17 protein-coding genes are annotated in these 13,972 nt (G+C 33.9%); 3 read left to right on the plus strand and 14 right to left on the minus strand.

Annotated features, from left to right (window positions below; genetic code table 11):
• Nucleotides 1-30: 30 nt before the first annotated feature.
• The 3 genes from FC091_RS06370 to FC091_RS06380 all read right to left on the minus strand — a co-directional run bounded on the left by FC091_RS06370 (nucleotide 31) and on the right by FC091_RS06380 (nucleotide 2,920).
• Nucleotides 31-393, minus strand: a complete 363-nt coding sequence (locus FC091_RS06370; RefSeq protein ID WP_138433450.1) for a four helix bundle protein — start codon at nucleotides 391-393, stop codon at nucleotides 31-33.
• A gap of 62 nt (nucleotides 394-455) precedes the next feature.
• Nucleotides 456-1,502 (minus strand): hypothetical protein, encoded by a 1,047-nt coding sequence (locus tag FC091_RS06375; protein WP_138433451.1) that lies wholly within the window; start codon nucleotides 1,500-1,502, stop codon nucleotides 456-458.
• A gap of 77 nt (nucleotides 1,503-1,579) precedes the next feature.
• Nucleotides 1,580-2,920 (minus strand): microtubule-binding protein, encoded by a 1,341-nt coding sequence (locus FC091_RS06380; protein ID WP_138433452.1) that lies wholly within the window; start codon nucleotides 2,918-2,920, stop codon nucleotides 1,580-1,582.
• Between the two features lie 164 nt (nucleotides 2,921-3,084).
• On the opposite strand from FC091_RS06380, the gene FC091_RS06385 reads away from it, so the two are divergent.
• Both FC091_RS06385 and FC091_RS06390 read left to right on the plus strand, forming a co-directional pair.
• Nucleotides 3,085-3,855, plus strand: coding sequence for an MBL fold metallo-hydrolase (locus tag FC091_RS06385; protein ID WP_138433453.1), 771 nt, complete (start codon nucleotides 3,085-3,087; stop codon nucleotides 3,853-3,855).
• Between the two features lie 206 nt (nucleotides 3,856-4,061).
• Nucleotides 4,062-4,286, plus strand: a complete 225-nt coding sequence (locus tag FC091_RS06390; protein WP_138433454.1) for a hypothetical protein — start codon at nucleotides 4,062-4,064, stop codon at nucleotides 4,284-4,286.
• 74 nt (nucleotides 4,287-4,360) lie between these two features.
• Here the strand turns inward: FC091_RS06390 and ettA are convergent, their stop codons facing one another.
• From ettA to FC091_RS06415, 6 genes are all read right to left on the minus strand, one after another.
• Nucleotides 4,361-6,052, minus strand: coding sequence for an energy-dependent translational throttle protein EttA (gene ettA / locus FC091_RS06395; protein ID WP_138433455.1), 1,692 nt, complete (start codon nucleotides 6,050-6,052; stop codon nucleotides 4,361-4,363).
• A gap of 2 nt (nucleotides 6,053-6,054) precedes the next feature.
• Entirely contained in the window at nucleotides 6,055-6,231 is a 177-nt protein-coding gene (locus tag FC091_RS15200; protein WP_171032479.1) for a CAL67264 family membrane protein, read from the minus strand.
• A 108-nt stretch (nucleotides 6,232-6,339) separates the two neighbouring features.
• The gene (locus FC091_RS06400) at nucleotides 6,340-7,065 is read right to left on the minus strand and encodes a pirin family protein (RefSeq protein WP_138433456.1); all 726 of its coding nucleotides are present in this window, start codon (nucleotides 7,063-7,065) and stop codon (nucleotides 6,340-6,342) included.
• A gap of 24 nt (nucleotides 7,066-7,089) precedes the next feature.
• Nucleotides 7,090-7,527: a MarR family winged helix-turn-helix transcriptional regulator gene (locus FC091_RS06405; RefSeq protein ID WP_138433457.1), complete on the minus strand. Its 438-nt coding sequence runs from the start codon at nucleotides 7,525-7,527 to the stop codon at nucleotides 7,090-7,092.
• A 34-nt stretch (nucleotides 7,528-7,561) separates the two neighbouring features.
• Entirely contained in the window at nucleotides 7,562-7,843 is a 282-nt protein-coding gene (locus tag FC091_RS06410; protein ID WP_138433458.1) for a GNAT family N-acetyltransferase, read from the minus strand.
• Between the two features lie 3 nt (nucleotides 7,844-7,846).
• On the minus strand, nucleotides 7,847-8,377 hold the full coding sequence (locus FC091_RS06415; RefSeq protein WP_138433459.1) for an NADPH-dependent FMN reductase: 531 nt from the start codon (nucleotides 8,375-8,377) through the stop codon (nucleotides 7,847-7,849).
• Nucleotides 8,378-8,563: 186 nt separating this feature from the next.
• On the opposite strand from FC091_RS06415, the gene FC091_RS06420 reads away from it, so the two are divergent.
• Entirely contained in the window at nucleotides 8,564-10,207 is a 1,644-nt protein-coding gene (locus tag FC091_RS06420) for an acyl-CoA carboxylase subunit beta (protein ID WP_138433460.1), read from the plus strand.
• A 73-nt stretch (nucleotides 10,208-10,280) separates the two neighbouring features.
• Here the strand turns inward: FC091_RS06420 and FC091_RS06425 are convergent, their stop codons facing one another.
• The 5 genes from FC091_RS06425 to pfkA form a co-directional block, all read right to left on the minus strand.
• Entirely contained in the window at nucleotides 10,281-10,463 is a 183-nt protein-coding gene (locus FC091_RS06425) for a hypothetical protein (protein WP_138433461.1), read from the minus strand.
• A 103-nt stretch (nucleotides 10,464-10,566) separates the two neighbouring features.
• Entirely contained in the window at nucleotides 10,567-10,929 is a 363-nt protein-coding gene (locus FC091_RS06430; RefSeq protein WP_138433462.1) for a methylglyoxal synthase, read from the minus strand.
• On the minus strand, nucleotides 10,930-11,793 hold the full coding sequence (locus FC091_RS06435; protein WP_138433463.1) for an N-acetylglucosamine kinase: 864 nt from the start codon (nucleotides 11,791-11,793) through the stop codon (nucleotides 10,930-10,932). It lies immediately after the preceding gene.
• A gap of 84 nt (nucleotides 11,794-11,877) precedes the next feature.
• A complete protein-coding gene (gap, locus tag FC091_RS06440) occupies nucleotides 11,878-12,879 on the minus strand; it encodes a type I glyceraldehyde-3-phosphate dehydrogenase (RefSeq protein ID WP_138433464.1) in 1,002 nt (333 codons plus the stop codon).
• A 12-nt stretch (nucleotides 12,880-12,891) separates the two neighbouring features.
• The gene (gene pfkA / locus FC091_RS06445) at nucleotides 12,892-13,878 is read right to left on the minus strand and encodes a 6-phosphofructokinase (protein ID WP_138433465.1); all 987 of its coding nucleotides are present in this window, start codon (nucleotides 13,876-13,878) and stop codon (nucleotides 12,892-12,894) included.
• Nucleotides 13,879-13,972 lie beyond the last annotated feature (94 nt).

The raw sequence follows: 13,972 nt of genomic DNA on the forward strand, positions 1-13,972 counted from the left end.
TTTTAGACATCGTGACTTATTTTTTAGTTTTTATAATCCAAATTTACTAGGATTGTTCATCATATAATTAATCAGTTTTCCAACTTCTTGACTTTTGTTCATTAGCTCGTTATACTTATTCTTTTCAATGTAAGCGCAAGCTAAAGCAAATTCCAGCCATAATTGAGTTTCGGAATTTTCACTATCAGCATCAGACATTTTACTTTTAAAATGCTTTTCATATTGACGTTTACGATAACCTTCAGAAATATTAGAGCATACAGACCTACTAGACCTAATTATTTGAGAGGTTAATCCAAACATTTCAATTTTTGGAAAACTCTTAGCTAAATGGAAAATTTCCATTGCCAAATCAAATCCTTTTTGATATGCTAGTAAAGTTTTAAAAGACATTTTTTATCTTCATTTATTCCTACTGCCTTCTGCAGACTGCAGACTGTAGACTATTTACTTATTTATTTTTTAATTTTTAAATCAGAAACCTGAACTGGCGGAATTGCCAACTTATTCATAATTTCTGGTGTTTTGTTATATAGTAATTGTATGATGCGATGTGGTGCAAAAACATAACGCTGTCTAAACGGACTTGCCCACTTCTGAAAGGTTTGCTTGCTAAAAAAACTACCTTCCTTAAATTCACTTTTAGAGACAAGTTCATCTACTTTAAATGAAACTACAAATGATTCTAAGGGTATATCTTTCTTAGCAATACCTTGCAAAATGGCGTGAGTTATTTCGTTTTCATCTTTTGCAAACACATTATGAATTGGACCTAAATCAATACGCTTTATGAGCTTTGGTAATACCTTTGGTAATCGCTTGTCTATAGCGTAGGCCATGGTGTCTAAATTCATCTCACGATCTGATGTATTCTTTAAAACAGAATAAATCTCATCTTTGTATGAATTAACATCTCTCCCATCGTAATTAAAATACATGTAGCAAACAAAAGGTCTGTTGTGCGTTACATCATAAAAACCCCAGCTTACCAAATGCTCAGCAGGTGAGCCTTGTGGTGCAGCAATAATCTTACCTTGTACAAAACGATTAAATATATACTCTTTTTTGGCAGATGTGTAATAAACAATAGATGCAGCTTGAAATAATTTGCGTTTAGAAATCGGTTCTTTCTTTCGCATTAAAGTATCTAGAAATTCATCTTTTAGAATATCAATATCTGTGAGTTTGGTTAAAAACTCTTCACGCAATTCTAAATCATTAAAGAGATATCTAAATTCTAAATAATTTGGAAAACTAGAATCTGTAAGATCTACCTTCATGTTTTCCTCATCGTCATACATGTACTTTACACGCATGGCTTCAATAGAATACAACAATAAATCTGTGTACTGCTTAAACAGCAATATTTCTTGTTGATTAAGTATTTGCTTAGCCTGTACAGCTGTAATTAGTTCTTTGAGTGTAAAATCTATCATTTTGTGATAGAACACATACTGCTCTTTAGAATCTAATACTGCGGAATCTAAGGGTGTTACAATCATGGTTTAGTTTTCAGTTTACAGTAACAGTATTCAGTTAACTAACAACTGTGACTGAATACTGTTACTGATGACTAGATTTATCCAAGTAAATCATCTTCATTAGCTTCTGGCTTAGGTTCGCCAGCTGGTTGTTCATCACCTGAAGGTGCATTAGAATCTGCGCTATAGTATTCGTCAAAAATTTCTTTCATATCTATACCATAACGGTCAGCAAAGTTTTTCTGAATTTCAGCATCTTTAGATCTAATGTCTTTAAGCGCTTCAGCATAACTACCATAAATACCTTGCATTACTTTTTCGTGCACTGGAATGTTATCCATCATTTCCTGACGCGCTTTTGCACTTGCTGTATGCATTGCCGCTAAAGTTTCACCAATATGCTCATCGGTTTTAACTCCTAAGTGCTCTAAAATCGCTGCAAACTCTTGGTCTGTACGAGCCTTTAATGCTACTACATAACCATCGTAATATTTAAGACGCTCATCTGTGTCTGATTTTAGTTTAGCACGATGCGTTTGTAGATTACTGCGTAAAGATGTTAATACTTTAATAGTTAAGTTATGCTTGTGCACAAAACTGTCTTTTGACGCTGCTAACGTAGTATAGGCATTTTTTAGACCTTCCAGCTCCTCAACCTTTTGTTCTAGTTGTGTGACTTTTTCTAAAGCTTCGGAATACTCAGGAGATTGTTTGTCGGCAACTTCTTCTAACGCTTGTCTAGCTTGCTTTAGTAAAGCATATTGTTCTTCAAGTTTAGCTTCAACTTCTTCTTTCTTTTGAAGTGCCTTGGTATGGTTGTTACTAGCTTCTACAATTGCAGATTTTAAGCTTTCTTCAACTTCTTTAATTTCAAGTTCTCTGTCTTTTAATCGTTTAATGGCTGCCTGACTTTTAAATGACAACTCATTGAGAAGTGTTTGTACATCTGCTGTTTCGATACGCTCTTGAAACATCGCCTTGGCTCTATTGTCTGCACCATCACGTTGTTTTTGAGCAGCGGCTAGTTCGTCTTCAGCTTTTTTAATTTTAGATTTACGTCCCCAAAGGTTGTTCCACCAAGTATCTGGTTTTGCTTTAGCGTCTTCAAGTTCAACTTTAGCACGTTCTAAACGTTTTACGGCATCGTCAATGATTTTTTGCTCAGCAGCATTTAAGGCCGAAAATCCTTCGAACATAATTCCAACTTCATCTTGATAATCTGTTAAATCTTTTATAGCATCGAGTAGTGTTGTTCTGTCCTTCTCAGCCATATCTACAACATTATCTAACGTAGCATTCAAGATTTTCTGACGACTTTCTGGGTCATCCTCCTGTGCCAATTTAGATTTCATTTGGTCAATGGCTTTTCCCCAGTTTACATCTACTTTTTCAGGTTTCTCTTGTGAGTTGGTTTCTAATAAATCAAAATCATCAGACATCTTGTATCGTGTTATTTAGTTGAACAATTTTTAGGATAACAATTTCGGTAATTTTTTAAGACTATAAAAACTTTACCGTCAAATAATAGGTAGTTAATGTCACAAAAATGTTACAAATTTTAGTTATTGCTAATTGTTGAATATCTTTAAAAAAATAAACATCTATGAAACATTTAAAGAATACACTACTTGCGATTTTATTAATTTCATTTTTAGGTTGCAAAAACGAAAAGAAAAACACAGACTTATCAAACAACAACAAAACAAATGTGGTTGAAGAAAGCGTGAAAGTAATTCCAATAATACATGGAACATTTTTACTAGAGTTAAAGAATGAAGTTATTTATATTGATCCAACAGGCGGCTCTAAAGCTTTTGTCGGGCAAAAACCTCCAACCTTAGTTCTAATTACCGACATACATGGCGATCATCTAAGTATATCTACTTTAGAAGCATTAGACTTAGCAAATGCGACCGTTGTTGGACCTAAAGCAGTTACTGACAAAATACCTAGCTCAATAAGCAAAAACATTGTTACATTAAACAATGATGAAAAACTAAGTCACAATGATGTTAACATCGCAGCTATACCAATGTACAACCTTAGAAAAGAGGCCTTAAAGTTTCATCCTAAAGGCAGAGGAAACGGTTATGTATTAACTATTAATGATGAGCGCATTTATATATCTGGCGATACTGAAGATATTCCTGAAATGCGAAATTTAAAAGCTATTGACAAGGCTTTTATTTGTATGAACTTACCCTATACTATGCCTGTTGAAAGTGCTGCAGATGCGGTTTTAGATTTTAAACCAAAAACTGTTTATCCATATCATTACAGAGGAACTGATGGGTTAAGTGACGTAAGTTTATTCAAGAAAATTGTTAACGACACTAACAAATCGATTGAAGTGAAACTACTGGACTGGTATTAATAGTATTTAAATGTTAAATTTTTGAGTTGTTAACAACTTACTGACAGGTAAATTTAAGCCGAAAACACTGTTGTTCATCGTACTTTTGGAACTTTTTAACGATATCTTTGTTCAAAATAAGACCGTAAATTATTTAAAATTAAGCATTTGAGTAAGGTTTTTTTTCTATATTAGCACCATAGAACCCAAATCTAAATTTATAAATCATGCTTAACACACTGCTTTCTAAAGCTTTATTAGTGACTACAACACAGCTTACCATGATACTTATTGCTGTGGCCTCTATATTTCTTGTTTTCATCATTATTGCAATAGTTAAGATGTATAGGTTGAAAGCAGAGAATAAAAAATTGATGGAAACCAATGCATTTAAAGAAGTAGATGAATCTTATAAAGACTTTACCAGTGGGCACCTTTATGGTGATAATTAAAACCACTAAGACACAGATAAACAAAAAGCCAGCAAATGCTGGCTTTTTTTGTATAAAAAATTATTAGTGAGTATCTACCTCACCAGCTTTTTGTATTTAATTCGTTTTGGCATTAAATCTCCACCTAGACGCTTTTTCTTATTCTCTTCGTAATCACTGAATCCGCCCTCAAAGAAATAAACTTGAGAATTTCCTTCAAAAGCTAAAATATGTGTACAAATACGGTCTAAAAACCATCTGTCGTGACTAATGACAACTGCACAACCAGCAAAGTTCTCTAAACCTTCTTCTAGGGCTCGTAATGTATTAACATCAAGATCGTTAGTTGGCTCATCTAAAAGCAATACATTACCTTCTTCTTTTAGGGTCATTGCCAAATGTAAGCGGTTACGCTCACCACCAGAAAGTAATTTTACCTTTTTATTTTGTTCACTTCCTGAGAAATTAAAACGACTTAAATATGCTCTTGAATTAACCTGACGGTTACCCATCATAATTAACTCTTGCTCATCACTAAAGTTTTGCCAAATTGTTTTTTCTGGATCAATATTAGAGTGCTTTTGATCTACATATGCAATCTTTGCAGTTTCACCTACTTTAAACTCGCCTTTATCAGGTGTTTCCTCTCCCATTATCATTCTAAAAATGGTAGTTTTACCAGCACCGTTTGGCCCTATAACACCAACAATACCTGCTTGAGGTAAATTGAAGTTTAAATCTTCATAAAGTAATTTATCACCATATGCTTTACTTACTCCAACAGCTTCAATTACGTTTGTACCTAAACGTGGACCATTTGGTATATAGATTTCTAGCTTTTCATCAAGTTGTTTTTGATCTTGACTTAAGAGTTTATCGTAATTCTTAAGACGTGCTTTTTGTTTTGTTTGGCGTCCTTTAGCCCCTTGCCTTACCCATTCTAACTCACGCTCTAAGGTTTTTTGACGTTTAGAGGCCGATTTGCTCTCTTGTGCTAAACGCTTAGATTTTTGGTCTAACCACGATGAGTAATTGCCTTTCCATGGAATACCTTCTCCTCTATCGAGTTCTAAAATCCAGCCAGCAACATTATCTAAAAAATATCTATCGTGCGTTACTGCAATCACAGTTCCTTTATATTGCGCCAAGTGATGCTCTAACCAGTGAACAGATTCTGCATCCAAATGGTTAGTTGGTTCATCTAGCAATAGCACATCTGGTTCTTGAAGAAGAAGGCGACAAAGCGCAACTCTACGACGCTCACCACCAGATAATACAGCGATTTTCTTATCACCTTCTGGTGTGCGTAAAGCATCCATTGCTATTTCTAATTTGGTATCTAGTTCCCAAGCATTTGTAGCATCGATTTGATCTTGCAACTCAGCCTGACGGTTCATAAGCTTTTCCATTTTATCTGGATTGCTGTAAACCTCTTCTAAACCAAATTGGTCGTTAATACTATTATACTCATCAAGGATTGCTACTATTTCTGCAGCACCTTCCTTAACCACTTCCATAACGGTTTTTTCGTCGTCTAGTTGTGGCTCTTGTTCAAGATAACCAACGGTATAACCTGGTTTAAAAACCACATCGCCTTGGTAGTTTTTATCTACACCAGCAATAATTTTTAACAATGTTGATTTACCAGAGCCGTTAAGACCTAGGATACCTATTTTGGCACCATAGAAAAAACTTAGATATATATTTTTTAAAACTGGTGTATTAGCAGACTGAAAGGTCTTTGTAACACCAGACATAGAAAAAATTATTTGTTTATCGTCGCTCATAATTATACTCTTCCTTTTAATGCATTAAAGACCCAAGCAATAGCAAAGAAACCTACACCTACAGAGGCAAAGCCATAGCCTGCAACTTCCTGATATTTAAAAGCTCCCAGTGCAATTAAACCTAATCCAACAATAATCATAATAGTTGTGGCCCAAGCCAAAACCGTGTTTTTATTCATCGCCATAATCTTATTCTAAATTTTAGATAGTTAGTTAAAAACAAATATCGTTATTTTAAAATAAAAAAGCACCACAATCTGTGGTGCTTATTCAATAACTTAAATACTTTATAAACTAATCATTGGCACTTCTATGAATAATAATTCTGAGTCTTCAGTTACATTAATTTGAAAATTTGAAGTTTCAGAAATACCCAAAGCATCTCTTGTACTTAGATTAATATCTGAAATTGAAACACCTCCACTTATATTCATAACATAGACACCATGATTTTCACTTTTTAAGTCATAAGTAAATGTATTGCCTTCTTTTAAATCGATACGAGATAATCTTGCATCTTGATGAATTTTTAAACTCTTCTCGTCATCGTCTTTAAAAGATGTTACCAAAGTTTGAAGTTTTCCTTTTCTATCATCTTCACTAAATGTTTTTTGATCGTATCGAGGTTTTACGCTTCGCTCTTCTGGAATAATCCAAATTTGAAACAAGCTTAAATATTCATCAACAGAACCATTAATTTCTGAATGCTGCACGCCTGTACCTGCAGACATAACCTGAACTTCCCCTGGAATTACTGGTATCCATTCATCACCCATGTTATCGCGATGTTTTAGTACACCCTTTAACGGAATAGTTATAATTTCCATATTATCATGTGGATGCGTACCAAAACCCATTTTTGGCGCAATAATGTCATCATTTAAAACTCTTAATGCCCCAAAATGAACTTTTTCAGGATTGTACCAACTTGCAAAACTAAAGGAATGATTAGCTTGTAACCATCCGTGATTGGCAAATCCTCTATCTTCTGCTTTGTGAATTATTGTTTTCATTTTTCTTTTCCTTTCTTAATTTAATTATCTTAATTTATCTAGTAAATCACTCAATTGAGCGGCTTCATCTTCTGTGATAGCTCCCATCCAATCTTCATTAAAACCATCCGAAATTTCTTCTAATAATTCTAATCCTTTTCTAGTAATTTGAATATTTACTACACGCCTATCATTTTTTGAAGGTATACGTTCTATCAACTCCTTAGCACATAACTTATCGGTAAGTCTGGTAGCATTGGGTGCACGTTCTATCATTCTATCCTTTACAATTTGCATTGACAACGGTTTATTTGCCCCTCGTAGAATTCTAAGTATGTTGTATTGTTGAGGAGAAATTCCAAATTCTGCAAAAAATGTATTTTGTTTTGCTGTTATCCAATTGGCTGTATATAAAATATTTATTAAGGCCTTGGTTTTGTTGTCCTTAAATTTTGAATTGACATCTTTTGCTATATCTCCCATGTTAATTGTCGCTTAGTTTTAACAATATCTTATTTTAAAATAAAACGTCTATGTATTCGGTCTTTTTCTTAAATACTGCATTAGCAAATGGACATAAAGGCATAATCTTAAGACCTTGCTCTCTGGCATAGTTAACCGAGGCTTCAACCAATTTATAACCTACACCTTGACCCTTCAATGACGGATCAACTTCTGTATGGTCAATAATTATTTTATCATCACCAGCGTAACTATAAGTCATACTCGCCATTTTATTGGTATTAATCTCAAGGTAGAACTCACCTTTTTTACCGTTATCTTTATGCTGAATTGTCACAACCTATATACTTTGTTTAAATTGTTCGACTTCCTCTAGTAGTTCATTATTCATTTCTTCATTAATAATTTTTCCATCTGAAAAGTTATTATGGAAGCTAGGTAAAGAAAATTTCCCAACAATATTAGCGTCATGTCTAGGAAAACGATCAGATGCCATACCCAAAACTGAAAGTCCGCCTCTTTGACCTGGAGAGGTTGCCATTAATAACATAGGTTTTCCGAAAAAAGTTTTTGGTTCTACTCGCGATGCCCAATCAAAAATATTTTTGAATGCTCCAGAGTATGCACCATTATATTCGGCTAATGAAATTATAATCCCATCTGAATTCTTTATTTGCTCAACAAAGTCAATGGCTTTTTGAGGATGACCAGATTTACTTTCTCTATCAGAACTATAAATTGGCATCTCATAATCATTAAGGTCTAAAATGTTTACTTGTACGTCTTCAACTAAACTAGACGCGTACGTTACCAACCGCTTATTTATAGATGTGCTGCTGTTACTTCCTGCAAAGGCTAATATTTTTTTCATTTTATTTGTTTTAATAGTACAAATCTAAAAATAATTATTTTATTTTCCAAGGAAAATATTTCCAAGGAAATTTAATTAACCTTTCTTTAAGAAAACTTAAATTTTAATATAAAACATTATTGTTTTGTAAATTCGTAACATAAAAATTAGAATACCTAAACTAAGTACAACTACATATTTCTATAAATGGATATAAAATTTAATAAAAACGAGGATCACAACAAACTTCTACTTTCAGATTTAAAAAAACGTCTAGCAAAAGTGAAGCTCGGTGGTGGTGAAAAAAGTATTACCAAACACCATAGCAAAGGAAAAATGACAGCTAGAGAACGTATAAATTATTTATTAGATCCGAAATCCAAGTCTATAGAAATCGGTGCATTTGCTGGTGAAGATATGTATCCCGAATATGGTGGTTGCCCATCTGGTGGAGTAGTTGTAAAAATTGGTTATGTAAAAGGAAAACAATGTATAGTTGTAGCGAATGATGCAACTGTTAAAGCAGGTGCTTGGTTTCCTATTACTGGAAAAAAGAATCTTAGAGCGCAAGAAATTGCTATAGAAAACAAACTACCTATTATATATCTTGTAGATAGTGCTGGTGTATTCTTACCTATGCAAGATGAAATATTCCCAGACAAAGAACATTTTGGTCGCATTTTTAGAAATAATGCTGTAATGAGTAGTATGGGAATTACTCAGATAGCTGCCGTTATGGGAAGCTGTGTAGCTGGTGGAGCGTATCTTCCAATAATGAGTGATGAAGCTCTGATAGTAGATAAAACAGGTAGTATTTTTTTAGCCGGAAGCTACTTGGTGAAGGCTGCTATTGGTGAAACAATAGACAACGAAACCTTAGGAGGCGCTACGACACACTGCGAAATATCTGGTGTTACAGATTATAAAGCTAAAGATGATAAAGATGCTCTAGACACCATAAAAAATATTGTAGATAAAATAGGTGATTTTGATAAAGCCGGTTTTAATAGAGCCAAACCTGCCAAACCTGCTGAAAACCCAGATGATATCTATGGCATACTGCCTAAAAGTAGATCAGATCAATATGATATGAACGAGATTATTAAACGCTTGGTTGATAATTCAGAATTTGAAGAATATAAAGCAGGTTATGGTCAAACCATAATTACAGGTTATGCTCGCATAGATGGCTGGGCAGTTGGTATTGTTGCTAATCAAAGACAAATTGTAAAAACTAAAGGTGCTAAAACAAAACCAAGCGAAATGCAATTTGGTGGTGTTATATACAACGATTCTGCAGATAAGGCAACTCGTTTTATTGCCAATTGCAACCAGAAGAAAATTCCATTAGTTTTTTTACAAGATGTTACTGGCTTTATGGTTGGCAGTAAATCTGAACATGGTGGTATTATTAAAGATGGTGCAAAAATGGTAAATGCTGTTAGTAATTCTGTTGTGCCAAAATTCACCATTGTCATTGGTAACAGTTATGGCGCAGGTAATTACGCTATGTGTGGAAAGGCATACGACCCAAGACTTATTGTGGCTTGGCCAAGTGCAGAACTTGCTGTAATGAGCGGAAAATCTGCTGCTAAAGTTTTACTTCAAATCGAAACTGCATCTTTAAAAAAGAAAGGTGAAACTATTACTAAGGAAAAAGAAGAAGAACTGTTTAACAAAATAAAATCGAGATACGACAACCAAGTATCACCATATTACGCTGCCGCAAGATTATGGACAGATGCTATCATAGACCCTTTAGATACTAGGACTTGGATTAGCATGGGAATTGAAGCTGCCAACCACTCACCTATTGAAAAACCTTTTAATTTAGGTGTTTTACAGGTTTAAGCAATTCTTAAAATTATTATTCATAAAAAAAAGAGCGCAAATTGCGCTCTTTTCTATTTATATGTTTAACTGATTAGTGAGTTAAACTCTCTCTTTCAGCCTTCTTTTCTTCTCTAATTTCTTTAAAACGCTCAATAGCTGAACCAAACACCCAGTAAGGAATTACAAAAGTTAAAAGGAAAATCATTAACCAGAATCCTATTGTTAAAATGGTTAAGAATGCCAAAAATCCTAAATATTGATCAAATTCAAACATAATTGCGTTTCGTTTATTTTAAAGATGTTACAAAGATATAACCAAAATATAAGTTTTACAATAGACTTCTTTAGATTTATTAACAGAAAATAAACAATAAATACTACACTGCTCTAATTAATAATTCTGCTGTAGCTGGGTTTGTAGCTAGAGGCACATCATGAACATCACACAAACGCATTAGCATTAGAATATCTGGTTCGTGCGGATGTTTATCTAAAGGGTCTCTAAAAAATAAAACCATGTGGCACTTGCCTTCTGCTACTCTTGCTGCGATTTGGGCATCACCACCTAAAGGACCAGATAAAAGCGCATTAACTTCAAAACCTGCTTTTTTAACTTTTTCACCTGTTGTTCCTGTAGAAATTAATGAAATTTTCTTTTGTTCTAAAACTTCTCTATGTTCATTTAAAAACTGAACCATTTCGGCTTTCTTCCCATCGTGTGCAATTATTGCTATCTCCATTTATAAATTGTTAATATGGTAATCTACCAAACCATCTATTGGTCTTCGTATAAAGTTACCGACTGTAAAGCCATATTCCTTTGCAACTTCGTATATTTCTTCTTTGGCAAAATAAGCAATAGAACCAACAAAGTGCACAGGAACACCATTTTCTAGTTCCTTTTTAAATTGCATTATCATGTTTTCCGTAAAAAGCTTAAAACCACTTTTAATAAGGTTATTTATATAATCAGAATCTTTGTTTAAGAACATGAATTCTGCAAAATTGGCTAAATACGCATTTGGATTCGCTTGTTTATAAAGATTGAATTTAATGAAGTCTGCATCAAGATTATACTTATGCTCAAATGCCAATCTAATAGTCTCTGGCATTTTATTGAAGTAAAAATCTCGGATAAGTTGCTTACCATAATAATTACCGCTAGCATCATCCATTAAGGAATATCCTAAACTTTTTACTCTTTGGTGTAATTTTACACCATCGTAGTAACTACAGTTAGATCCAGTGCCCATAATACATACAACGGCCTTATCGCTAACATCTTCTATTGCTGCTCTTACTGCTGCCATGGTATCTTCCTCGACTTCAATTTTTGCTGACGGGAATAAAAACTGAAGAACATGCAAAAGCATAGTTCTTGGCTTTTCAGTGCCACAACCTGCACCATAAAAGAAAATGTGAGTTACTCTATCCTTATAATTCATTAATTCTTCAGAACTACTAATTATATGCTTTAATTCGGTTTCTGTCAATATTGCCGGATTTAAGCCTTTAGTCCTAATTTTTTGTGCTAGTCTTTTTCCTGTTTTGTCTATAGCTATCCAATCGCATTTGGTAGAGCCGCCATCGGTTATTAAAATCATAGTTGTAAAATTAAAAATTCCGTAGAGTGATTAATTCAAATTAATCCTTCCTACGGAATTTCTGAATTAATAATATGAGGTGTATTATAAAGAATTAATCTTTAATGCTAAATCTACTAATTTGGTAGAATATGCAAACTCATTGTCATACCAAGATACAACTTTAAAAAACTTAGAGTTTAACTCTATACCAGCACTAGCATCAAAAATACTTGTACGTGTATCACTTACAAAATCTTGAGACACTACTGGTTCTTCAGTGTAACCTAAAACACCATTCATAGCACCTTCTGAAGCTTTCTTAAATGCTGCTTTAATTTCTTCTAAAGATGTTTCTTGCTTTGTTCTTACTGTTAAGTCTACAACAGACACATCTGCAGTTGGCACTCTAAATGCCATACCTGTAAGCTTTCCGTCTAGCTTAGGAATAACCTTACCTACTGCTTTTGCTGCACCAGTTGTTGATGGAATAATATTATTTAAAGCTGAACGACCTAATCTGTAATTTTTACGAGAAGGACCATCAACAGTTAACTGTGTTGCTGTAGATGCATGGATTGTAGTCATTAACGCTTCTTCTATACCGAAGTTATCATCTATTACTTTTGCTACAGGAGCTAAACAGTTTGTGGTACAAGATGCGTTAGATACAATTTTATGATCTGCAGTTAACTCATTATCATTAACACCCATTACAAACATAGGTGCATCTTTACTAGGCGCAGAAATTGCTACTTTCTTTGCACCAGCATCAATATGATATTGCGCTGTTTCTAGAGTTGTAAAAATACCTGTACACTCTGCAACAACATCTGTTCCTACTTCGTCCCATTTTAAGTTTTTAGGGTCTCTTTCCGCAGTTACTCTAATAGTTTTGCCATCTACTACAAGATGACCATCTTTGACTTCTACAGTACCATCAAAACGACCATGAACTGAGTCATATTTTAATAAATATGCTAGATGTTCTACATCTAATAAATCGTTTATTGCAACTACTTCAACATCTGGACGTTTTACTGTTGCTCTAAATACTATTCTTCCTATTCTTCCGAATCCGTTAATTCCTAATTTTAAGTTTGACATTTTCTCTTGTTTTTAAATTGTCATTATATCTGAAACTCTAAGTAGTTCCATATTAATTTTTGATTTTCCTTTTACTGCTTGGTCAAAAGGTGTTAAATCCATAGTATCGTTTTTAAGACCGACCATATAATTACTTTTTCCTGTAATAAGACTTTCTACTGCTTTCACGCCCATTCTACTAGCTAAAACTCGGTCAAAACACGATGGACTTCCTCCGCGTTGCATATGTCCTAAAACAGAAACTCTAACCTCGTATTCGCTCATATTTTCTTCAACATAATCAGCAAGCTCAAATACGTTTTTACCGATTTTATCACCTTCAGCAACCACAACTATACTAGAAGACTTACCAGACTGTTTGCTTCGTCGTAAAGATTCTAACAACCTATCTAATCCTAAATCTTCTTCTGGTATTAAAATCTCTTCGGCTCCAGCACCTACACCAACATTTAATGCAATATGACCAACATCTCTTCCCATAACCTCAACAAAAAATAACCTGTTATGAGAACTTGCTGTATCTCTAATTTTATCTATGGCTTCAACAACAGTATTTAAAGCTGTATCATATCCTAAGGTGTGTGTTGTGCCAAAAATATCGTTATCAATAGTACCTGGAATTCCCATTACAGGAAAACCAAATTCTTGATTAAAAACCATAGCACCAGTAAAACTACCATCTCCACCAATTACAACAAAGGCATCAATGCCTGCATTTCTCAAAGCATCGTAAGCTTTTTGTCTACCTTCTTTTGTTCTAAACTCTTGTGAACGTGCGGACTTTAATATGGTTCCGCCTTTATTAATAATGCCCTTTACACTACGAGCATCCATTTTCTCAAAGTCACCTTCTATCATTCCTTGGTAACCTCTGTAAACGCCGTAACATTCTAAGCCATGAAAAACACAAGTTCTTACTACGGATCTGATGGCAGCATTCATACCTGGAGAATCTCCACCAGATGTTAAAACGGCAACTTTTTTTATAGTATGTAGCATATCTATCTTATTGAATACAGTAAAATTAATAAACAATAGATGGAATAATGTGACTATTGTCATAAAAAAATGTTACGAAAATCAATTCAAACGT

This window comes from Winogradskyella algicola (assembly GCF_005869935.1).
Classification (GTDB): domain Bacteria; phylum Bacteroidota; class Bacteroidia; order Flavobacteriales; family Flavobacteriaceae; genus Winogradskyella; species Winogradskyella algicola.